Origin of the sequence: Streptomyces sp. NBC_00523, assembly GCF_036346615.1 — a bacterium.
Classification (GTDB): Bacteria; Actinomycetota; Actinomycetes; order Streptomycetales; family Streptomycetaceae; genus Streptomyces.
In genome coordinates this window covers 6637312-6658951 of record NZ_CP107836.1, presented here as the reverse complement: position 1 = coordinate 6658951, position 21640 = coordinate 6637312, and the positions used below count along the sequence as shown (strand labels likewise).

Annotated in this window: 22 protein-coding genes and 1 riboswitch; of the genes, 11 read left to right on the top strand and 11 right to left on the bottom strand. The window is 73.1% G+C overall.

Translation table 11 applies throughout. From position 1 onward, the window contains the following. Positions 1–21 precede the first annotated feature (21 nt). The 5 genes from OHS17_RS30050 to OHS17_RS30030 all read right to left on the bottom strand — a co-directional run bounded on the left by OHS17_RS30050 (position 22) and on the right by OHS17_RS30030 (position 3329). Positions 22–267 (bottom strand): DUF6480 family protein, encoded by a 246-nt coding sequence (locus OHS17_RS30050; RefSeq protein ID WP_161212407.1) that lies wholly within the window; start codon positions 265–267, stop codon positions 22–24. Positions 268–401: 134 nt separating this feature from the next. Then, a complete protein-coding gene (locus OHS17_RS30045; protein WP_018100035.1) occupies positions 402–668 on the bottom strand; it encodes a DUF4235 domain-containing protein in 267 nt (88 codons plus the stop codon). Beyond that, positions 665–979, bottom strand: a complete 315-nt coding sequence (locus tag OHS17_RS30040; protein ID WP_330314694.1) for a hypothetical protein — start codon at positions 977–979, stop codon at positions 665–667. The genes OHS17_RS30045 and OHS17_RS30040 overlap by 4 nt, the downstream gene beginning before the upstream one ends. Before the next feature lie 281 nt (positions 980–1260). Further along, entirely contained in the window at positions 1261–2811 is a 1551-nt protein-coding gene (locus OHS17_RS30035) for a pectate lyase family protein (protein ID WP_330314693.1), read from the bottom strand. Positions 2812–3032: 221 nt separating this feature from the next. Then, entirely contained in the window at positions 3033–3329 is a 297-nt protein-coding gene (locus OHS17_RS30030; RefSeq protein WP_330314692.1) for a DUF3592 domain-containing protein, read from the bottom strand. Between the two features lie 452 nt (positions 3330–3781). On the opposite strand from OHS17_RS30030, the gene OHS17_RS30025 reads away from it, so the two are divergent. Both OHS17_RS30025 and OHS17_RS30020 read left to right on the top strand, forming a co-directional pair. After that, a complete protein-coding gene (locus OHS17_RS30025) occupies positions 3782–4696 on the top strand; it encodes an AurF N-oxygenase family protein (protein WP_330314691.1) in 915 nt (304 codons plus the stop codon). A 21-nt stretch (positions 4697–4717) separates the two neighbouring features. Next, entirely contained in the window at positions 4718–6352 is a 1635-nt protein-coding gene (locus OHS17_RS30020) for an FAD-dependent oxidoreductase (RefSeq protein WP_330314690.1), read from the top strand. A gap of 10 nt (positions 6353–6362) precedes the next feature. Here OHS17_RS30020 and OHS17_RS30015 read toward each other — a convergent pair whose 3' ends face one another. Further along, positions 6363–6887 carry a DoxX family protein gene (locus OHS17_RS30015; RefSeq protein ID WP_330314689.1) on the bottom strand — a complete coding sequence of 175 codons (525 nt, stop codon included), beginning with the start codon at positions 6885–6887 and terminating at the stop codon, positions 6363–6365. A 235-nt stretch (positions 6888–7122) separates the two neighbouring features. On the opposite strand from OHS17_RS30015, the gene OHS17_RS30010 reads away from it, so the two are divergent. After that, entirely contained in the window at positions 7123–9138 is a 2016-nt protein-coding gene (locus OHS17_RS30010; protein ID WP_330314688.1) for an NADPH-dependent 2,4-dienoyl-CoA reductase, read from the top strand. Positions 9139–9181: 43 nt separating this feature from the next. Further along, on the top strand, positions 9182–9718 hold the full coding sequence (locus OHS17_RS30005; RefSeq protein ID WP_330314687.1) for a PadR family transcriptional regulator: 537 nt from the start codon (positions 9182–9184) through the stop codon (positions 9716–9718). Positions 9719–9760: 42 nt separating this feature from the next. On the opposite strand, the gene OHS17_RS30000 is transcribed toward OHS17_RS30005, so the two are convergent. Beyond that, positions 9761–10696, bottom strand: a complete 936-nt coding sequence (locus tag OHS17_RS30000) for a hypothetical protein (protein WP_330314686.1) — start codon at positions 10694–10696, stop codon at positions 9761–9763. Continuing rightward, positions 10693–11508, bottom strand: a complete 816-nt coding sequence (locus tag OHS17_RS29995) for a phosphatase PAP2 family protein (protein ID WP_330314685.1) — start codon at positions 11506–11508, stop codon at positions 10693–10695. Before OHS17_RS29995 ends, OHS17_RS30000 begins: the two co-directional genes overlap by 4 nt. 148 nt (positions 11509–11656) lie before the next feature. Between OHS17_RS29995 and OHS17_RS29990 the strand changes: the two genes are divergently transcribed. From OHS17_RS29990 to OHS17_RS29965, 6 genes are all read left to right on the top strand, one after another. After that, positions 11657–12286, top strand: a complete 630-nt coding sequence (locus tag OHS17_RS29990; RefSeq protein WP_330314684.1) for a TetR/AcrR family transcriptional regulator — start codon at positions 11657–11659, stop codon at positions 12284–12286. Between the two features lie 206 nt (positions 12287–12492). Beyond that, positions 12493–13500, top strand: coding sequence for an SPFH domain-containing protein (locus OHS17_RS29985; RefSeq protein WP_018100046.1), 1008 nt, complete (start codon positions 12493–12495; stop codon positions 13498–13500). Beyond that, positions 13497–14396 (top strand): hypothetical protein, encoded by a 900-nt coding sequence (locus OHS17_RS29980; protein ID WP_330314683.1) that lies wholly within the window; start codon positions 13497–13499, stop codon positions 14394–14396. The genes OHS17_RS29985 and OHS17_RS29980 overlap by 4 nt, the downstream gene beginning before the upstream one ends. 70 nt (positions 14397–14466) lie before the next feature. Beyond that, positions 14467–14955 carry a nucleotide triphosphate diphosphatase NUDT15 gene (locus OHS17_RS29975; protein WP_330314682.1) on the top strand — a complete coding sequence of 163 codons (489 nt, stop codon included), beginning with the start codon at positions 14467–14469 and terminating at the stop codon, positions 14953–14955. Positions 14956–15023: 68 nt separating this feature from the next. Beyond that, positions 15024–15518: an FBP domain-containing protein gene (locus OHS17_RS29970; RefSeq protein ID WP_330314681.1), complete on the top strand. Its 495-nt coding sequence runs from the start codon at positions 15024–15026 to the stop codon at positions 15516–15518. Positions 15519–15561: 43 nt separating this feature from the next. Beyond that, a riboswitch (TPP riboswitch) is annotated at positions 15562–15655 on the top strand. Beyond that, complete coding sequence (locus OHS17_RS29965) at positions 15646–17028, top strand: purine-cytosine permease family protein (RefSeq protein ID WP_330314680.1); 1383 nt, start codon at positions 15646–15648, stop codon at positions 17026–17028. Its footprint overlaps the riboswitch before it by 10 nt. A 1-nt stretch (position 17029) precedes the next feature. Here the strand turns inward: OHS17_RS29965 and OHS17_RS29960 are convergent, their stop codons facing one another. The 3 genes from OHS17_RS29960 to OHS17_RS29950 form a co-directional block, all read right to left on the bottom strand. Next, positions 17030–18622: a TROVE domain-containing protein gene (locus tag OHS17_RS29960; RefSeq protein WP_330314679.1), complete on the bottom strand. Its 1593-nt coding sequence runs from the start codon at positions 18620–18622 to the stop codon at positions 17030–17032. A gap of 276 nt (positions 18623–18898) precedes the next feature. Further along, positions 18899–19831: a helix-turn-helix domain-containing protein gene (locus OHS17_RS29955; RefSeq protein ID WP_330314678.1), complete on the bottom strand. Its 933-nt coding sequence runs from the start codon at positions 19829–19831 to the stop codon at positions 18899–18901. Positions 19832–20083: 252 nt separating this feature from the next. Further along, the gene (locus OHS17_RS29950; protein ID WP_330314677.1) at positions 20084–20842 is read right to left on the bottom strand and encodes a DeoR/GlpR family DNA-binding transcription regulator; all 759 of its coding nucleotides are present in this window, start codon (positions 20840–20842) and stop codon (positions 20084–20086) included. Between the two features lie 48 nt (positions 20843–20890). On the opposite strand from OHS17_RS29950, the gene OHS17_RS29945 reads away from it, so the two are divergent. After that, on the top strand, positions 20891–21604 hold the full coding sequence (locus OHS17_RS29945) for an NUDIX domain-containing protein (protein ID WP_330314676.1): 714 nt from the start codon (positions 20891–20893) through the stop codon (positions 21602–21604). Positions 21605–21640 lie beyond the last annotated feature (36 nt).

Sequence of the window (21640 nt, the reverse complement as noted above, 5' to 3'; positions counted from 1 at the left end):
TCGGGTCGCCGCTCCCCCGCGTCAGAGCAGCAGGATGATCGCGTACACCAGGAAGAACGCCGCCATGAGCAGCGTGATGCCGATGATCAGCGCCATCGGGGCCTTCGCCCAGCCCTTCGGCGGGTTGTACGTGGTGTCCTGGGGCCCTGCCCCCGACAGGCCGCTCTCGGGGGGCGGCGTCTCCCCGGGCGGCACTCCGCCGGCGGGGTCCGGTCCTGTGGTCGCGCGGGGTTCCCGGTCCGGGTCCGGGGTCTGCGAAGGAGTCATGTGATCCACGTTCCCCGAAGACCGCCGGGTTCGCCCGCGCACGGCCCGCGTGCGCCTGTCGGCGGGTCCCGGTACGCGGAGGGGGCCGGCGCCCGTGGTCGGGTGCCGGCCCCCTCCGTTTCCGCTGCGCCGCTTCAGCCCGGCCAGCTGCCCGTCAGGCGGCGGGCGGTCACCGCGCCGGAACGCTCTATCGCCGCCTTGACCACGGCGAAGATCGCGCCCTGGACGGCCGCGGCGAGCAGGATCTCCCTCCAGCGGCGGTCCTCGTCCATGGCGTCGGGGGCATCGCCCTCGCCCTCGATGACCTTCCACACCTGCTTGAACGCCATGCCGGCGAGCATGCCGCCCGCGGCGCCCAGGATGAGCCCGACCGGCTTGTAGGCGATCTTGGCCGCGTTCACCGGCGGTGGCCCCGGCCGCGGCGGACCAGCATGACCACCGCGAGCAGGGCCCCGGCCGCGAGCAGCGGGGTGCGGTGGGTGCGCGCCGCGGTGGCGGCCTGGCCCGCGGTCTCCCGCAGGGGTTCCGGCGCCTTGTCCGCCGCGTACTGTCCGGCCTTCGCCGCGCTCTCGCGTACCTGGGCGGCGGCCTGGGCCGTCTTCTCCAGGACGGGGTCCGGCGTGCGCTCCTTCAGCTTCTGGGCGATCAGTGCCGCCTTGTCGCGCACCTGGACGGTGGCCTGGGCTGCCTTCTCCGCGGTCTCCTGCTTCACAGCGGTCGTCCTCTCCTGCGTCTGCGCCTTGTTGCGGGCCTCGACGCTGTCGATGGTCTGCTCGGGTGCCGGCTCCCCGTCTCGGATCTGCCGGGTGCCCGCCGGGGCGGTGCCCTTGCGTACCGCCTGCCCGGCTCCATGGTGGTCATACGGGGCCGGCCGTTCTTCCTTGATCGTCCGATTCGCGGGCCGCGCCCATCCGTCCGGCGCAGTGGTGCGCGAAGGGCCGGTCCGGGGAGGGTGCAGCTCCCCGGACCGGCCCGGCTGTGCGTGCGGGGCCGCTATCCCGCGTACGTCTCGAACTCGGCGATCCTCGGTGTGCCGGCGGCCGAGGTGATCTCGAAGGTGATCTTGCGCAGGGAGGTGGCCGGGATGGTGATCGTGCCCGCGCCGCTGCCGGTCTTGAGGACCGCTCCGGTGTCGGCGTTCAGGAGCCGCCAGGATCCGGTCACGCCCTGGGCACCCGCGGCCTCGCGGATCGTGACGGCGGAGACGGTGGTGGCGGAGGCCCACTTGACGGAGACGGAGCCGGTCGATCCGGCCGGGGACCAGTAGGTGCTCAGGTCACCGTCGCGCACGTTGCCGTAGCTGGTGCCGCTCGCCTTGCTGGAGCCGTCGGCACCGGCACCGAGGCTGAGGTTGGTGCCGGCGGGTGTGGTCGGGTCGGTCGGGTCCGTGGGATCGGTCGGGTCGGTGGGGTCCGTCGGGTCGGTCGGGTTCGTCGTGGAGCAGTTGCCGTCCGAGACCTTGAGCCCCTTGTTGGCGCCCGCCGTGCTGGTCACGATCGCGGGCACGCAGGAGGACGCGTCGAGGGTGTACGCGTAGGGGATGCTGACCGTGGTGTTGGACTGCGGGTTCGGGCCGGCCGGGTGGTTCTCGGTGCCGGGCGAGGACCAGGTGACGTTGTCGAAGGTGTTGCCGCTGACCTGCCAGTACCCGGTGGTGTCGGTGTAGAAGGTGCCCAGGACGTCCTTGGAGTCCTTGAAGTAGTTGTTGTCCACCTTGGCGTGGGCACCGGCCCGGGAGTTGATCCCGGACTTGTTCAGCTTCACGTAGTAGTTGTTGTAGATGTGGGCGATGCCGCCGCGCAGCAGCGGTGTGCGGGAGTCGACGTTCTCGTACAGGTTGTGGTGGAACGTGACGAAGCCGTTGTCGAGCTGCGTCTCGCTGGAGCCGATGAGGCCGCCCCGGCCGGAGTTGCGCAGGGTGCTGTAGGACAGCGTCACGTACTGGGTGTTGTCCTTCATGTCGAAGAGGCCGTCGAAGCCGTCGTCCTCGCCGCCGGACGCCTCCAGGGTCGCGTGGTCGACCCAGACGTTGCGGACGTCGCTCTCCATACCGATGGCGTCGCCGCCGTTGGAGGTGGGCGAGCCGGACTTCTTGACGTTCTTGACGGTCACGTTCTGGATGATGATGTTGCTGGACTGGCGGATGTGGATGCCCAGTTGGTCGAAGACGGCCCCGCCGCCGACACCGACGAGGGTGACGTTGCTGATCTGCTTGAGCTCGATGACCCCGGCCGCCGTGTTGCAGCTGTCGCCGGACACCTTGGCGGTGTTGGCGTGGTTGATGGTGCCCTCGACCTCGATGATGATCGGGGTGCTGCTGCTGGCCCGGCCGCACAGGGCCTGGTGGATCTGGGTCCCGGTGGTGGCCCGTACGGTCTGCCCGCCCGCGCCGCCCGTGGTGCCGCCGTTCTGGCTCGCGTAGCCGGTGGCGCCGCCCGCGACGGCTGCGGATGCCGCGGGCATCGTCAGGACCGCTCCGGCCGCGGCCGCCAGGGCCATCGTGGACAGCGCCGCAGAAAGTCTCAGTGCGACTGGTCGCCTCATGTTCGTTCCCATTCGTCGAAGAGAGATGGAAAGCGCTTTCTGGTTGGCGAGGATAGAGGCGTCAAGACTTGCCGTACAAGGATGTGAACGCGAAAAGATGGCGCTTTCTTGATTTGGGCACGTCAACACCAGGACGTTACGGTCCCAATCGGTCCGTAACGCTGCCTGTCGAGGCTCCGGGCAGCCGGAGCGGCCGTACGGGGACGGCCCCGCGGGTCGGTTCAGAGCACCCCGGCGAGGATCGCGGCCGTCACCAGTGCGAAGGCGCACCCCAGCCCGGCCACGAGTTCCCGGGCGCACCGGGTCCCGAAGGACGGGGCCTGCGCGGTGGCCGCCTCGGGGGTGTCCTCCGCGTAGTACACGGCCACGAAGTCACCCTCTGCCACGTCCGGTTGGCGGCGGCGCTCCTCGAAGGAGACGGCCCGGCCGGCCTCCGTACGGAACTCCAGGGTGGCGTGCGACTGGGTGGTGGGGACCCCCTCGGCGTCCTGCGCCTCCTCCGTCGGACACCCGTGCACCGCGCCTCGGCGGTACGCCCGGCCCACGCGGCCCGCAGCCGGGGGCCCTCCATCTGCCGGTCGAGGCTCCGCGCGAGACTCACGGCCGCGGACACGGCGATGACGAAGTAAACGGCGACGATGACCATGACGCTCCCCCGGGTCGGCCGCCCCGGGGCCGCACCGCCGGGCCGCGGCAGACCGCCATGATCCCCCGGCCCCGATGCGCGGACAAGGGCCCCCGGGGCCCCGCGCCAACGCCCCGCACACGGGCCCGCCGTGGAGAGAACGTACGAATTTCCTACGCGGGGGTAGTGAGCGCGCGCCTCTTGCTATACCTTCCGTCTAACAGCTTGCTAGACGTCGCGTCTAACAAGCGAGGGCGGCGTCCGACGGCCGGCGATCTCATCGGGCCGTACCCGATGAGGGCCGGACGGCGCCGGGGTCGATCTCTCGAGTCAAGGAGCCGCAGCATGGCAAGCAGCACCGTTCGGCCGGAGGACCAGGACCGGGCCGCCGAGCAGGACGTCGCCCGGCGCCTGCTCGATTCGTCCGCGAAGCTCTCGTACGACCCGGCCACCGAAGTGGACTGGGACACCCCCCTCGACACGGACCACCACGGGGCGAGCCCCGAGTGGAGCACCCTCTACGCCACCGCGTACTGGGGCGAACTGACGGAGGCTCAACGCAAGGCGCTGACCCGCCAGGAGGCCGCCTCGGTCGCCAGCACCGGCATCTGGTTCGAGATGATCCTCCAGCAGATGGTGCTGCGGGACATGTACGCCAAGGACCCGACCGACCCGCGCTTCCAGTGGGCGCTGACCGAGGTGGCCGACGAGTGCCGCCACTCGATCATGTTCGCCCGGGGCGCGGCGAAGCTGGGCGCACCGGCCTACCGGCCGCGCCGTCCGGTGGTCGAACTGGGCCGCGCCTTCAAGACCCTTGCCTTCGGCGAGGCGGCGTACGCGGCGATCCTCGTGGCGGAGGAGGTGCTCGACGTGATGCAGCGCGACTGGATGCGCGACGAGCGCGTCGCGCCGTTCGTCCGCACGATCAACAACATCCATGTGGTGGAGGAGTCCCGCCACATGAAGTTCGCCCGCGACGAGACCCGCAAGCGGCTGCGCGACGCGGGCCCGGTGCGCCGCCACCTCAACGCGCTCGTCGTCGCCATCGCCTCGTACTACATCGTCACCAGCATGGTGAACCGGGACGTCTACGCGAACGCCGGCCTGGACGCCGCCCGGGCGCGGGCCGAGGCGAAGACCAACGAGCACCACAAGTCCCTGATGCGGTCGAGCTGTTCGGGGCTGATGGAGTTCCTGGCCTCGGCCCGTCTGCTGACGAAGCCGGCCCTGTTCTTCTACAAGCGCGCCCACCTGATCTGACCCGAGCCGAGAGCCCGAGCCATGACCTACGCCATCACCCAGACCTGCTGCAACGACGCCACCTGTGTCGCCGTGTGCCCCGTGAACTGCATCCACCCGACGCCGGAGGAACCGGACTTCGGCCGTACGGAGATGCTGTACGTCGATCCGGAGGCCTGCATCGACTGCGGGGCGTGCGCCGACGCCTGCCCGGTGGACGCGATCTTCCCGGTGGACAGCCTCTTCGGGGCGCGCAAGGAGTACGCCGCCATCAACGCGGCCTACTACGCGGACCGGGAGCCGGAGCCCGCCACCGGGCCCAACTTCCATGCCTGGGGCGCCCCTTCCTTCGAGCGGAGCCTGCCGTCCGACTTCGCGCCGATCCGGGTCGCGGTCGTCGGCACCGGGCCCGCCGGGATGTACGCGGCCGAGGACCTGCTGCTGCACACCAACGCCGAGGTGACCCTGATCGACCGGCTTCCGGTGGCCGGCGGGCTCGTCCGGTACGGCGTCGCACCGGACCACCCGGGGACGAAGGGGGTCGGCGAGACCTTCGCACGGTTCCACGCCCACCCCAGGGTGCGGATGCACCTCGGGGTCGAGGTCGGTACGCACCTCTCCGCCGAGGAGCTGTCGGCGCACCACGACGCGGTGATCTACGCGGTCGGGGCCGGCGCCGACCGCCGGCTCTCGATCCCGGGCGAGGACCTGCCGTCGAGCATCGCGGCGACCTCGTTCGTCTCCTGGTACAACGCGCACCCGGAGGTGGCACCGGACACGGTGGACCTGTCCCGGGCCGAGCGGGTGGTCGTCGCCGGGAACGGCAACGTGGCGCTCGACGTGGCGCGCATCCTCGTCGCGGATCCGGCGGGGCTCGCGGGCACCGACATCGCCGACCACGCGCTGGCCGCCCTGCGGGGCTCCGGGGTGCGCGAGGTCGTGCTGCTCGGGCGGCGCGGCCCGGAGGACGCCGCCTGTACGTCGTCCGAGCTGCTGGCGCTCAAGCATCTTCCGGGGGTGGAGCTGGTGGTGGACAACCACGATCCGCGCATCGGCCCCGCGATCGAGGACGCGGTCCCGGGCAGCGCGGCCGCCGTGCTGCGCGGGGTGCGCCGGGAGTCCGTGGACTGGACGCGGCCGCCTGCGGAGGGGCGGCGCATCGTGCTCCGCTTCCACTCGGCGCCCGTGGAGATCACCGGCCGGGACGACGTGGAGGGCGTCCGGGTCACGGCGGACGGGGGCGAGTCCGCGATACCGGCGCAGCTGTTCCTGCGGGCCATCGGCTACCGGGGCCTCGCGGTGCCCGGGCTGCCCTTCGACGAGGCGAGCGGCACGGTGCCGCACGAGGGCGGCCGGGTGGCGGGCCGGCCCGGCACGTATGTCGTCGGCTGGATCAAGCGGGGGCCCTCCGGGGGCATCGGGGCCAACCGCACCTGCGCCGCCGAGACGGTCGGCACGCTGCTCGCGGACGCGGTCGCCGGTGCGCTCCCCTCCCCCGCCCACCCCGCCAGGGCTTTCGGCCGCCTGGTCCGGGGCCGCAGCCGCCAGGTGGTCGACGCGCGCGGTCTGGCCGCGATCGACCGGGCCGAGCGGGCGCGGGGCCGGGACGGCGGGCGCCCGAGGGTGAAGTTCGGCACGGTCCCGGAGCTGGTCGCGGCGTCGAAGGGGCGCCGCTGAGGGGCCCCCTTCAGAACTCCTCCGGCTCCGGCATCCGCGCCCGGGCCCGCTTGCCGACCACCGCCGCGGCCGCCGCCGCGCTGCCCGCGAAGGCCAGGGCGACCATCCAGGGCCGGTTGAACGCGTGGCCCGTCGCGTGGTCGACGGAGTAGCGCCCGGGGCCGGTCAGGCCGATCGCGGCGGCGGTGAAGCCGAGGAACGCCGGGTACTCGTAGCCGCCGCCCTGCGCGAAGAAGCCCGCGGGCGCGTGGACGGCCACCGCGCCCGCCATCGCCCCCGCCGCCGCCGCACCGGCGGCGGGCGTGGCCAGGCCCAGGGCGAGCAGCACGCCTCCGCCCGCCTCGCCGAGCCCGGCGGCGAGCGCGCTGTGCTTCGGCGGATGGAAGCCCATCGCCTCCATCGCGGCGGTGGTCCCCTCGATGCCCCCGCCGCCGAACCAGCCGAGGAGCTTCTGCGCTCCGTGCGCGGCGAGCACCGCGCCGGTGCCGGCGCGCAGGACGAGCAGACCGAGGTCGTGACGGTTGACGCAGCCCATGGCGGTCTCCGGTGGGTTCCGGGGCCCCGCCCGGACGGCACGGGCCCCTCGTTTCCGTACGTCACCACTCTCCGCGCCCCGCGGAGCACGGGGACCGCGGTGTTACTCCATCCGGGCGACTCACGCCGGGCCGTGAGCCGTGACACAGTGCGACGAACGCCATTGTGCAACTTGTTGCACAATGGCGCGGCGTTGGATTAGAACTGGGGGCGACGCCACAGCGAGGAGCCGCCGCATGAGCCCGTATCCGCACCTTCTGAGCCCGCTCGACCTCGGGTTCACCACCCTGCCGAACAGGGTCCTGATGGGGTCGATGCACGTCGGCCTGGAGGAGGTCGAGAACGGCTTCGAGCGCATGGCGGCCTTCTACGCCGAGCGCGCCAGGGGCGGCGTCGGCCTCATGGTCACCGGCGGCATCGCGCCCAACGAGCGCGGCTGTACCTTCCCCGGCGGGGCGAAGATGACCACCGAGGCGGAGGCGGCCGAGCACGCCCGGGTGACCTCGGCGGTGCACGAGGCGGGCGGCCGGATCGCCATGCAGATCCTGCATTTCGGCCGGTACGCGCATCACCCGGACCTGGTGGCGCCGAGCGCGCTCCAGGCGCCGATCAGCGCGTTCACCCCGCACGCCCTGACCGACGACGAGGTCGAGGCGACGATCGAGGACTTCGCGACGGCGGCGGCGCTGGCCCGGAGCGCGGGGTACGACGGCGTCGAGATCATGGGCTCCGAGGGCTATCTGATCAACGAGTTCATCGCCTCGGCGACCAACCACCGCGAGGACCGCTGGGGCGGCTCGTACGAGAACCGCATCCGCTTCCCCGTCGAGATCGTGCGCCGGGTCCGCGAGCGCGTGGGCGACGACTTCATCATCATCTACCGGCTGTCGATGCTGGACCTGGTGCCCGGCGGCTCCTCCCTGGAGGAGGTCGTGCACCTGGCCCGGGAGATCGAGGCGGCCGGCGCGACGATCATCAACACGGGCATCGGCTGGCACGAGGCCCGCATCCCCACCATCGCGACCTCGGTCCCCCGGGCCGCGTTCACCTGGGTCACCGAGAAGGTGCGCGGAGCGGTCTCCGTACCGCTGGTGACGAGCAACCGCATCAACACCCCCGAGGTGGCGGAGCAGGTGCTCGCGTCGGGCCGCGCGGACATGGTGTCGATGGCCCGGCCGTTCCTCGCCGACCCGGACTTCGTCGCGAAGGCGGCGGCGGGCCGCGCGGACGCGATCAACACCTGCATCGGCTGCAACCAGGCGTGCCTGGACCACATCTTCAGCGGCAAGGTCACCTCCTGCCTGGTCAATCCGCGCGCCTGCCACGAGACGGAACTCGTCCTCTCGCCGACCCGGACCCGCAAGCGCGTCGCCGTCGTCGGCGCCGGTCCCGCCGGTCTCGCCTGCGCGGTCACGGCCGCCGAGCGCGGCCACGAGGTGACGCTCTTCGACGCGGCCGAGGAGATCGGCGGGCAGCTGAACGTGGCCCGCCGGGTCCCCGGCAAGGAGGAGTTCAACGAGACGCTGCGCTACTTCCGCACCCGGCTCGCGGAGGAGAAGGTCGCCCTGCGGCTCGGCACTCCGGTCGGCGCCGGGGACCTCGACGGCTACGACGAGGTCGTGCTGGCCACCGGGGTCACGCCCCGCACCCCCGCGATCCCCGGCGTCGACCACCCGAGCGTCGTCAGCTACCTGGACGTGCTGCGCCACGGCGCGCCGGTCGGCGACCGGGTCGCGCTCGTCGGGGCGGGCGGGATCGGCTTCGACGTGGCGGAGTTCCTGACGGACGGCGGCGAGGAGGCGAGCCTGGACCCGGAGGTGTTCTTCCGGCAGTGGGGCGTCGACACCGCCTACCGCGGGCGCGGCGGCCTCGCGGCCCCGGAGCGCCCGAAGACCGCGCGCACCGTGCATCTGCTCCAGCGCAAGGCGAGCAAGGTCGGCGCGGGTCTCGGCAAGACGACCGGCTGGATCCACCGCACCGAGCTCCGCCACCGCGGGGTCTCGATGGCGGCGGGCGTCGCGTACGACCGGATCGACGACGAGGGCCTGCACATCACGGTGGGCGAGGAGCGGCACGTCCTGCCGGTCGACACGATCGTGCTGTGCGCCGGGCAGGACCCGCGCCGGGACCTGTACGAGGAACTGCTCGCCGCGGGCCGCGAGGCGCACCTGATCGGGGGCGCCGACGTCGCGGCCGAGCTGGACGCCAAGCGAGCGATCCGGCAGGGCACGGAGCTCGCCGCCGCCCTCTGAACCGGACGGCCGGGGAGACCCGGCCGTACCTAGGATGCACCCCATGTCACTGCCGCACGCGATCCTCACCGCCCTGCTGGAGAAGCCCTCGTCGGGGCTTGAGCTGACCCGCAGGTTCGACCGGTCGATCGGTTACTTCTGGTCGGCGACGCACCAGCAGATCTACCGCGAGCTGGGCAAGCTGGAACAGACCGGGCAGATCAGGGCGCTGGAACCCGCGCAGCCGGCCCGGGGGCAGAAGAAGGAGTACGAGGTGCTGCCGGCGGGCCGCGAGGCGCTGTCCGCCTGGGTGGCCCGGCAGGAGGACCCCAAGCAGGTACGCGATCCGCTGCTGCTGCGGATGCGGGCGGCGGCGGTCGTCGGGGCGCCCGGCCTCGACACGGAGCTGCGCCGCCATCTGGAACTGCACCGGCGGCAGCTGGCGGAGTACCGGGAGATCGAGGTCCGCGACTTCCCGCCGGAGCGCGACACCCCCGGGGACCGGCTGCGGCACCTGGTGCTGCGGGGCGGCATCGACCTGGAGAACTTCTGGATCGGGTGGATCACCCGGGCGCTGGAGGACTACCCGGAGCCGGCGTAATCGCTACGGACCGGGCCCCCGTGACGCGTACGGCGTACGGAGTCAGTGGCGTCCCGCGCCGACCCGGCGGCGCTGTTCGCGGCGGGCGACGCGGGGGCTGCTGATGACCACCCGCGACGGGGCGGGCGGCGCGGCACCGGCCACCGCGGGCGCGGTCTGCGCCTGGGCGCGGGTCAGTAGGATCACGCCCCGGACCGCCGCCACCGTGCCGATCAGCGCCGGGACCAGACCGGCCGGTCCGCCCTGGAACCGCTCCCCCAGCAGCGCCAGGCCGATCGCCGCGGCGGCGACCGGGTTGGCGAGGGTGACGACGGCGAGCGGGGCCCCGAGCCCGCCCCGGTAGGCGGTCTGGGAGAGCAGCAGGCCGCCCATCGCGAAGGTGGAGACCAGCACGGCGACGACCACCAGGCGCGCGCTGAGCAGCGGTCCGGTGTGGTCGGTCACCGCGACGGTCAGGGTCTGGGTGAGCGCCGACGCGACGCCGGACGTGATGCCGGAGGCCGCCGCGTGCCGCAGCCCGGGGCGGGCGCCGGGGCGGCTGAGCCCGGCGACCAGCGCCATGGTCCCGGCGCCCACGGCCAGCGCCTCGGTCATGGTCAGGGTCTCGTGCGGGGCGGCGCCGCCCGCCGTCAGGAGCAGGGCGCCGAGGCCGAGCAGGGTGAGCAGCGTGCCGCGCCACTCGGTGACCGTGACCCGGCGGCCCGCCGCCCGGGCGCCGAGCGGGACGGCCGCGACCAGGGTCAGCGCGCCGAGCGGCTGGACCAGGGTGAGCGGGCCGTACTTCAGGGCGGCCACGTGCAGCAGGGCGCCGCCCGCGTTCAGGCCGACCGCGCACCACCAGGCGCCGCGCCCAAGGAGCCGGAGCGCGCCGGTGCCGGGGGCGGTGCGGCCGGCCAGCCGGGCCTGGGCGACCGCCGCGGCGGCGTAGGCGGCGGCGGAGACGAGGGAGAGCGCGACGGCGACCAGGGTGGCGTTCACCGGCGCGCCCCGGAGGTGGCGTACACCGCACCGTGCTCCCGCTGCCGGACGACGGACGGCCACGGCTGCGGCGGGCGGACCGGTTCGGCGCGCGGGAGGCGGAGCGCGGCGAGCGAGACGGAGAGCAGCGCGGCCACCACGATCGAGTCCAGCCAGTAGTGATTGGCGGTTCCGACGATGACGAACAGGGTGATCGCCGGGTGCAGCAGCCACAGCCAGCGCCACCGGGAACGGGTGGCGACGACCAGGCCGACGCCGACCATGACGGCCCAGCCGAAGTGCAGTGAGGGCATCGCGGCGAACTGGTTGGCCATGGAGTCCGTGGCCGGCTGGGCCCCGTACACCGAAGGTCCGTACACCTGGCCGGTGTCCACGAGGTGGGTGGCGGCGAGCAGGCGCGGCGGGGCGAGCGGGAAGAGCAGGTGCAGGGCGAGCGCGGCGCCGGTGAGCGCGGCGAGGACGCGGCGCGCCCAGACGTAGTGGCGGGGGCTGCGCCAGTAGAGCCAGGCCAGAAAGAGCAGCGTGGCCGGGAAGTGCACGGTCGCGTAGTAGGTGTTCGCCAGGTGGATCAGCGTCTCGTTGTGCAGCAGCAGGCCCTGGACCGCGCCCTCGCCGGGCAGGTGCGCGGCGCGCTCGGCGTCCCAGACGTGGCCCGCGTTGCGGAACGCCTCGTCCACATGGCCGTTCGCGGCCTGGCGGCCGAGCTTGTAGATCAGGAAGAGCCCGACGACGAGAAGAAGCTCGCGGACCAGGGGCGGGCGGGCGAACGTGTCCGGCTTCCGATCGGCGGGCGTGGTGCCGGCGTACTTCACCCGGTGCCCCTTTGCTGATGCGCTTCGGCGGACGTCCGCCCTTATCGATACGCCAGTGTACCGATACGGCGGCGTATCGGTACACACGCGTATCGGTACACTGGCGTATCGATGGACCTCGTCGCAGAGTCGCAGAGAGGGAAGACACATGTCGCCGCAGCGGACCGAGCAGGAGCAGACCCCCGCGCAGCGCCGCTCGAAGATCACGCCGGAGCGGGCGCAGGAGCTCTACACCGCCGTGCTCGACATGCTGAGGGAGAACGGCTACGAGTCGCTGACGATGGAGGGGGTCGCCGCGCGGTCCCGTTGCGGCAAGTCGACGCTCTACCGCCAGTGGGGCTCGAAGCCCGAGCTGGTGGTGGCCGCCCTGCACGGCACCCGGCGCGGCGCCCTGCGGAAGATCGACACCGGTTCGCTGGCGGGCGACCTGCTGGAGGCGGCGCGGGCGATCGGCGAGGGCGCGGGCCGCGACACGCCCCTGATGCTGGCGCTGAGCCATGCGGCGCTCCAGAGCCCGGAGCTGCTGTGCGCGCTGCGCGAGTCGCTGATCCTGCCGGAGCTGGCCGCGATCGACGCGCTCGTACGGCGCGGAGTGGAGCGCGGCGAGGTGGCGCCGGACAACCGCGCGGCGGACTTCGTCTCCGCGCAGCTGCTCGGCGTGATGCGGGCCCGCCCGATGCTGGCGGGGGCCCACGCGGACGAGACCTACCTGGTCCGTTTCGTGGAGGCCGCGGTCCTTCCCGCACTCGGCCTGGACGCCCCGGCGTCCGGGTCCTGACAGGCGTGGGCCGTCGTCCGAGCGGATGACGGCGGCCCGCTCGCGCCGCACCGTGGGGACGGGGGCGGCGCGCACCCGGCCGGCCGGTGACTTCCCGGAAGTCACCGGCCGTTCGCGTACCCGGAACCTCCTTTATTCGTCCTCTTGACGATAAGGCGGGATTCCGCTTATCGTCGTCATGACGAAAACGACATCTGGGGGTCCCCATGGCCGACATCACCCGCCGCTTCGGCTGGCGCCATCTCCGCTCGGCGCCCACCGCGCACATCCGCCACCACAAGCGCGGCAAGCTGACCCACGACGGGGCCGGACTGAGCTTCTGGTACCGGTCGCTGAGCGCCGCGCTCTCCGAGGTGCCGGTCAACGACCGCGAGCTGGCCATGGCGTTCCACGCGCGCACCTCCGACTTCCAGGACGTCACGGTCCAGGCCACCGTCACCTACCGGATCAGCGACCCGGCCGAGGCGGCCGCCCGCCTCGACTTCTCGGTCGACCCGGACACCGGGGCCTGGCGCGGCGCCCCCCTCGAACAGATCGCCACCCTGCTCACCGAGACCGCCCAGCAGCACACCCTCGACGTGCTGGCCCGCACCCCGCTGGCCGGCGCCCTGGTCGACGGGGTCGCCGCCGTCCGCGAGCGGGTGGCGGCCGGTCTCGCCGCCGAGCCGAGGCTCCCCGCCACCGGCATCGACGTGGTGGCCGTCCGCGTCGTCGCCATCCGCCCCGAGGCCGAGGTGGAGCGTGCCCTGCGCACCCCCGCCCGCGAGCAGATCCAGCAGGAGGCCGACCGGGCCACGTACGAGCGGCGCGCCGTGGCCGTCGAGCGCGAGCGGACCATCGCCGAGAACGAGCTCGCCAGCCAGATCGAACTGGCCCGGCGCGAGGAACAGCTGGTCGAGCAGCGCGGCACCAACGCCCGCCGGGAGGCCGAGGAGGGCGCCGCCGCCGACGGGGTGCGCGCCGAGGCGGAGGCCGCCCGCACGGTGCGGCTCGCGGGGGCCGAGGCGGAGGCGGCCCGGCAGGTGGGCGCGGCGCGCGCCGAGGCGCAGGCGGCCTGGCTGCGGGCGCACGGCGAGGTGGAGGCCGCGACGCTGCACGCGCTGGCGGCCACCCGGCTCGCCGAGAACCTGCCGCACATCGACAGCCTCACCCTGTCGCCGGACGTGCTCACGGGCCTGCTCAGCAAGCTGGGCCGGCCGGAGGCCGGGGCGTGAGCCTGGCCCCGCGGGCGGTCCTCGTCCACCGCACCACGGAGTACGAGGAGCTGCTGGCCCGCCACGGCACGCACGGCCAGGCCGCGTTCCTCCTGGCCGCGCGGGGCCGGTCCATCGAGGAGGTGGCCCGGCGGCACGAGCGGACCCGGCAGGCCCTGGCGGATGTGGCGGCGGCCGTTCCGCTCACCTGGCGGCACTGCCGGGTGGAGCGGGCCGACCTGGACCGGTTCCTGTTCGCGCCGGAGGACGTGGTGGTGGTCGTCGGGCAGGACGGCCTGGTCGCCAACGCCGCGAAGTACCTCTCCGGCCAGCCGGTCATCGGCATCGACACCGACCCGGGCCGCAACCCCGGCGTCCTGGTGCGCCACCGCACGGCCGACGCGGCGGCGCTGATGCGGGCGGCCGTGGCGCCGGGCGGGCGGGCCGACGCGCTGACGATGGTGGAGGCGGTGGCCGACGACACGCAGCGGCTGCTCGCCCTGAACGAGGTCTACCTGGGCCCGCCGGGCCACCAGACGGCCCGCTACCGGCTCGGGCCCGACACGGCGGACTCCCCGGCCGAGCCGCAGGCGTCCTCCGGCGTCCTGGTCGGCACCGGCACCGGGGCGACCGGCTGGCTGCGCTCGCTCTGGCAGGAGCGCCACAGCACCCTCCCGCTGCCCGGGCCCGCCGATCCCCGGCTGCTCTGGTTCGTCCGGGAGGCGTGGCCCTCGCCGTCGACCGGGACGTCGTTCGTCGCGGGCGAGCTGGGGCCCGGGCAGGGGCTGCGGCTGACCGTGGAGTCGGACCGGGTGGTGGTGTTCGGCGACGGGATGGAGGCGGACGCGCTGGAGCTGACGTGGGGGCAGAGCGTACGGCTCGGGGTCTCGGAGACCTCGCTGCGGCTGGCGGTATAGCGCGGGGGTGGACGCGGCATCCCCGTAGGCTCCTCAACGCCCACCGCCCCGCCCCGTCCAGAGGAGCAGCATGGCCACCGAGAACCCCCTCGCCCCGTCCCGTAACTCCCGGCCGCCCAAGGCCCAGGCCGCGCTGGGGGTCGGGGTGATCGTGCAGGACGCGCAGGGCCGGATCCTGCTCGGCCGGCACCACAGCGGCACCTGGGAGCTGCCCGGCGGCAAGGTCGACCCGGTGCCGGAGTCCGTCGCGGCGGCGGCCGTGCGGGAGCTGCGCGAGGAGACCGGGCTGACGGTCCCCGAGGACGGGGTCACCGTCTTCGCGATGCTGCACGACGCACTCGGCGGGATCAACCGCGTGACGATGGCCGCCCTGGTGCGCGTGGAGACCGGCGCGGCGCGGGTGACCGAACCGCATCTGATCAGCACCTGGGAGTGGACACCGCTCGACGCGCTCCCGTCGCCGCTGTTCGACCCCTCGGCGCAGATCCTCGCGACCTGGCGCCCGGACCTCGGCATCCCGCATCCGCCCGTGCACCGGCTCCCCCTCGTGACCGAGTAGCCCCAGGTGAGCGCCTAATCAAATTAATCGTTTGCCTAGGGGCCATAGGCAGGGTTAGCTTCGTGGGTATGAAGGCCCTGACCGAGCAGGACATCCGCTCATCGTTCGTGAATTGCTCCAAGGGGGAAGCCAAGCGTCTGCCGCTCCCCCGCGACTTCGAGGAGCTGCCGTGGGACGACCTCGACTTCCTCGGCTGGCGCGACCTGTCCGCGCCGGGACGCAGCTACATCGTCACCGAGCACGACGGCAGGCATGCCGGGATCTCGCTGCGCTTCCCGTCGCAGCAGCGCGGCTTCCTGCACCGGAGCATGTGCTCGCTCTGCCTGACCACGCATCCGGGCAGCGGGGTCTCCCTGATGACCGCCCGCAAGACCGGTCCCGCCGGGCGTGACGGCAATTCGGTCGGCCTGTACATGTGCACCGACCTGGCCTGCTCGCTGTATGTGCGCGGGAAGAAGAAGGTGGACTCCGGGGCCCGGTTCAAGGAGAGCCTGACCACGGAGGAGCAGATCGCGCGCACGGTCGACAACCTCCACGCGTTCGTGAAGAAGCTCTTCAGCTGACCCCTGCGACGGCATCGGACGGGCCGGCGTTATTCTGGCCGCCACACCGGACACGGGGTGCCCCGCACGGGGCTGAGATCACACCCGTCGAACCTGAACCAGTTAGCACTGGCGGAGGGATGTCTTCATGTCGTTGCCGTATGCCCAGGACGAGCGCGCCGCCTTCGGCGGGCGCATGCCCACCGCCCCCGGCGATCTGCACGTCGAGGCGAACGGGATAGCCCCGGTCCCCGAGGACCGCCGCTACGGCCGGGCGGGCCGGCTGTTCACCGTCTGGTTCGCGCCCAACCTGACCATGACCGGCGTCTTCACCGGCACCGTCGGCGTCGCGCTCGGCCTGGACTTCGCGACCGCGCTCGCCGCCGTCGTGCTCGGCACCCTCGTCGGCGCCGCGCCGACGGCGTATCTGGGCACCTGGGGCAGCCGCACCGGGTCCGGCCAACTGCCGCTCGCCCGGATGGCGTTCGGTCCGGGCGTCGTGCTGCCGGGCGCCCTGCAGTGGCTGTCGTCCATCGCCTGGGACGCCCTGATCGGCCTGTTCGGCGGGGACGCGCTGGCGCAGTTGTGCGGCTGGCCGTTCTGGCTGGGGGTCCTGGTCATGATGGCCGCGCAGGGCGCGCTCGGGGTGCTGGGTTACGAGGTGATCCACCGGCTCCAGACCGTGATGACGTTCGCCCTGGCCGCCGCCTTCGCCGTGCTCGCCACGAAGCTCCTGAACGGGGTGGACCCGGTGACCACTTCGGCCGTGCACGGCGCGGACCGGGCCGGTGCGTTCGTCCTGACCTGCACCATCGCCCTGAGCCTGGCGCTGTCCTGGGCGCCGTACGCGAGCGACTTCAGCCGTTATCTGCCGCGCGAGACGTCCCGGCCTCGCATGTTCTGGTGCACGCTGGGCGGGATCAGCGCCTCCTTCGTGGCGGTCCAGACGATCGGGCTGTGGGGTGCGTCGGTCTTCACGGACCAGACCGCGCGCGGCATCGACTCCCTGCTCGGCGGGGGCGCGCTCGGGGCGTTCGGGCTGCTCGCGGTGGCGCTGGCCGCGCTGTGCAGCAACGCGATGAACGACTACAGCGGCTCGCTGGCCTTGCAGACCATGGGCGTACGCCTGCCGCGTCCGGTGGCGGCGGCGCTCGCCGCCGCCCTGGGGTTCCCGCTGGTGCTGTGGATGCACGCGGCGGACACGACCGCCCGCTTCCAGAACGTGCTGCTGCTCGTCGGCTACTGGATCCCCGGCTTCGTGGCGATCGTGGCCGTGGACTGGCTGGTCCGCGCCCGGGCCCGGCGGGGCGCCCCCGTCGACCTCGCGGCCGAGCACGCCCGCCCGCGCCCCTGGTGGCCGGCGCTCGCCGCGTTCGCCGTGGCCTTCGGGGCTGCGGTGCCGTTCATGAGCACCGGGCTGTACGTGGGCCCGGTGGCCGAGGCGCTGCACGGGGCGGACCTGGCGTACGGGGTGGCGTTCCTCGTGGCACTCGTGGTGTACGCCCCGCTGCGGATGCGCCGGGCCCGCTGACTCACGCCTCGGCGGTCCACGGCCAGGCTTCCCGGCGTCCGTTCTCGATGAGCCCGGCCAACCGGAACGCGGCGTCGGTGAGCCCGCCGAAGGTGTGCCGGTTCGGCCGGTCGGGGCCGTGGGCCGGCCGGTATCCGGCGAGGTTCCAGGTGTACACGGGGACCTCGCGCGGGATGGGGTCCGGGCCGCCGGGGGCGTAGGGCAGGGCCTGTTCGTCGGTGACGACGAGCACCCGGTCGTGCTCCCGGTAGTGGGTGCGCAGCGCCTTGGTGGTGTCGGTGCCGCCGAGCGTGTGGAACCGCTTCAGCACGTCGAGGACCGGTTCGCCGGGCGCATACGGGACCGGCGCGCTGCGCCGGCCGAACTCCACCAGGTCCGCCTGCTCGGCGCGCAGGGCGAGCGCGGTGCCGAACACGGCTGCCGTGTCGGCCCGGTTGAGCCGGGAGCGCTCGGAGTGGGTGTCCCAGAACATCGAGTCGGACCGGTCCACCAGGACCAGGGTGCGCCCGGGCAGCGCGGGCACGTGGGCCAGGCAGTGGCCGAGGGCGGCTTCCAGCGCGGCGGCCCAGCGGGGTGCGGCGTGCTGGTGGGCGGCGAGGTAGCGGAACGGGAACTGCCGGGCGCGGGCGACCTCTTGAGGGTCCGCGATGCGGGCGGCGACGCGCTCGGCGGCCTCGTCCGTCAGGCCCGCCCGGTCGAAGTTACGGAGGTTGCGCAGGAGGGCCATCGGACCCATGGCGGGGATCAGCGCCTGCCAGACGCTGGCATCCATCGGCCCGTGCAGCCACCCGGCCACGGACTCCCAGGTCATGCCCGCCCCGGTCAGCCGTTCCGGGCCACCGGGGCCGGTGATCAGGGCGCGCCGCTCGTCCACCGGGGTGTCCAGGAGCGCCCGGTGCGCGGTGAGCAGCCGGTCGGCGGCCGGGGCGGTGGCCCGGTCCGGGTGGTGGCGGCGGTCCAGGGCGTACCGGAAGAGCGCGCCCTGCCAGGGCTTGGCCCGGTCGGGGGACGCGTGCACCAGGTTGAGCACATCACCGAAGCGGAAGCCGTGGGACGCGGTGTCGTACTTCAGCAGGGAGCGGGACGTGTAGAGCCTGCGTACGGCGTCGGCGACGCCCCGCTTCACGGGCTGCGGCACCTGGCGCCCGTACGTCGCGATCCAATGCGCGAGCAGTTCGCCGGGCTCGTCGGCCCGTTGAAGCACGGCGTCGACCACGGACCGGTTGGAGGGCCCTTCGCTGCTCCCGGCCGTGAGCCTCGCGCGGACGTACGCGGCGGCGCCGACCAGGGACGCGGTGCGCATGTTGCCCTCGCCGCGCAGCCAGCGGAGCAGCCCGGCCGTCCAGGCGGGGTGCTCGACGGCGAGACGTGCGACGAGAGCGGTGTACCGGTCGTCGCGGTCCGCGCCGCTCTCGTAAAACGTGTCCTGGGAGACGAAGTTGCCGACGGCGAGGAGGAAGAGTTCCTCGCGGGGCTCCCGGATGTACGCGGGGCCGCCCTCGTAGGTATGGGGTTCACGTGCGGTGGAGCCGGGCACGGGCCGGGTGGCGGTCAAGTGGCGGGCGGCGGCCGAGACATGCGGGGCCACCAGCATCTCGGACCAGACCTTCGAGACGCGTCGGGAATGACGAGGCAGTGAATCCCCCCGAATTCGAGCGATGGTGAGGCGCGCGCCCGGCGAGATCAAGGAGCATGGCGGCGGCGTCACTTGGAGTGTCAGAAGGAAGGAGCCGCAGCCGGGCGCACCGCCGGGCGCGGGCGCGTCGGTAACGTACAAGACCCGCCGAGAGGCGCACCACCGATTTACCGCGCACCCGCTCCGACGGGGCCCGGGACCGGCGGTGGCCCGCCGGTCCCGCCGGCCCGTCCGTCAGGGCATCCTGGCCGTCCCCGTCGGCGCACACTGCATCTGCTTCTCGGAGGGGATCTCCCCGCACACGCTCATGGAGTCGAGCGGCGCCTCCTTGGAGACCCCGAGCATCTTGGTGTACGAGTCGTGCTCGAAGCGGATGAAGGCGTCCAGCTCCATCCCCCGGGCGTCCCTGATGATCACCTTGTCGCCGACGGCGCCGCCCTCGATCCGGCCCCAGACCGCCTGGCAGGCGGCGCTGTAGCGGAGCTCGATCTGCATCCCGCGCAGATAGGTGCTCTTGGCGGTCTTCGCGTCCCACTGGCATTCCATGGCCTGGGGGTCGTTGCGCCAGCAGGTGTCCGCCGTGCACTTGACCTTGATGTCGCCCGCGCCGGGCACGAGGTCCGCGCCCTGTCCGCTCGCCTTCTTGCTCTCGGTGCGGGTCCTGGCGGCGTCCGGGCTCCGGTCCGCTCCCGCGAGATACGGGGAGAGCAGCCCGGTCGCCACCGAGCCCATCAGGGCACCGGCCGCGATGTACCCGATCACCGCGCAGCGCCGCCGCCACGAGATCCCGGGCCGCCCGCCCGGTGTCCGCCCCTCGGCGGCCGGGTCACCGGCGGCGGTGTGCGTGACCGTGGGCCGGTCCCGGCCGGCCGCGACCGGCATCGGGTCCGTGACCGGGGCGCCGGCCCTGGCCAGCAGGTCGAGCAGCGGTTCCGGCGGGGTGCCCGCCACCGCCGCCAACTGCTCGACCGCCACGGGGGTCGGCAGTTGCTTGCCGTTGAGGAACCTCTCCCACGAGGAGCGGCTGTAGTGCGTACGGTCGGCCAGACCGCCGAAGCTGAGCTGCGCCCCCTCCTTGATCCTCCGCATCTCCGCGCCCAGTTGGGCGCGGGCCGCATCCGTGGCATCCGGTGCCGGGTTCTTCCGGTCCGACTTCGCGTTCGACATGCAAGAGCCCCCCTCGTCATGTGCGCCCCACGCGTCGTTTCCTCCCCCGGACCGACGCGGCGCGAGGGACACAATAGATCGGGTAGGTGACAGCTCCGCAGCAGCTCAAGCGCGTGGCGCGGCGCGGAATCGGGCCTGCCTGTCACACGACCTGCCGAGCCGTTCCGGGCACCCGCGAAGGTCTGCGCGGGTTGCCAGGAATCCGTGCACGCGATGCCAAGTTGCCGCCGCCGAAGGACGGCCAAGGGCCCGTCACTCGGCCACAAGGACCTCCACCCCGAGCGCCTGAAGCCGTTCGACCACCGGATCACGGGGATCGGCGTCGGTGATCAGGCCGGTGATCTTGTCCCACGGCAGGACGCGGTACGGGGACGCGGTCCCGATCTTCTCGCGGGAGGCGAGGATGTAGGTGTCGGCGGCCCGCGCGGACAGGGCGCGCTTCATCGCCGCTTCCTCGACGTCCCCCGTGGTCAGCCCCGCCTCGGGGTGGACGCCGGTGACGCCGAGGAGGCACAGGTCGGCGGAGACGTTCTGCGCGGCCTCGACCGCGGCGGCGCCGCAGGTGACCGCCGAGTGCTTGAAGACGCGTCCCCCGAGAAGGAACAGCTCGGCCCGCGGGTGGTCGATCAGGGCCGTGGCGATCGTCGGGCTGTGCGTGATCACCGTGCAGGCGAGGTCGCCCGGCAGTGCCCGCGCCACGGCGAGGGCGGTGGTGCCGCCGTCCAGGATCACCGAGCCGCCCGGCCGCACCAGCGCCGCGGCCACCGCGGCGACCCTCCGCTTGCCGTCCGGGGTTACCGCCCGCCGGGCGTCGTAGTCCACCACCGCGGGAGAGGCGGGCAGCGCGCCCCCGTACACCCGCTGGCACAAGCCCTCGGCGGCCAGATCACGGAGGTCGCGCCGCACGCTGTCCTCGGAAATCCCCAGTTCGGCGGCGACCTCCTTGGCCACGATCTTTCCCGTACGGGCGAGCAGATCGAGCAGGTGCTCGCGTCGTTCAGCTGCCAGCATTCACGTTCCTTCCTAGTCTTGCATGTTTCTGCATGTATCTTAGCCGCCATGACCGACGTATCTCTGCCCAACCTCAGCTCGGACGGCTGCCCTGGCGTCGACGCCCCGGATCACCGCGGCCGCACCGGGCTCCATCTCGCCGGACGGGACCTCGACCGCAACCCCGGTGTCCGGATACGCGACGTCGAACTCACCTCCCAGGGCTGGCACGTCCTGCGCCGGACCACCTTCGACTACCGGCGCCGCGACGGGCGGTGGGAGACCCAGCAGCGCGAGACCTATGACCGGGGCAACGGCGCCGTCGTCCTGCCCTACGACACGGAGCGCGGCCGCGTCCTGCTGACCCGCCAGTTCCGCTACCCGGCGTACGTGAACGGCCACCCCGACGGCATGCTGATCGAGGCCGCCGCCGGGCTGCTGGACGAGCAGGACCCGTACACCGCGATCCGCCGCGAGAGCGCCGAGGAGCTCGGCATCCGTCTCGGCGAGCTCGTCCCCGTGCTCGACGCCTACATGAGCCCGGGCTCCGTCACCGAGCGCCTCCACTTCTTCGCCGCCCCCTACACCCCGGCCGACCGGACCGGCGCGGGCGGAGGTGTGGAGGAGGAGGGCGAGGACATCGAAGTCCTCGAACTCCCCTTTGCCGAGGCCCTCGCCATGACCCGCGACGGCCGCATCACCGACGGCAAGACCATCATGCTCCTGCAATGGGCAGCACTGTCCGGACCGTTCGCCCCGGGCCAGGACTTCCCCGGGACTTAGGCTGTCGGGAGATCGATCAAGGAGCGGGGCAGTGCG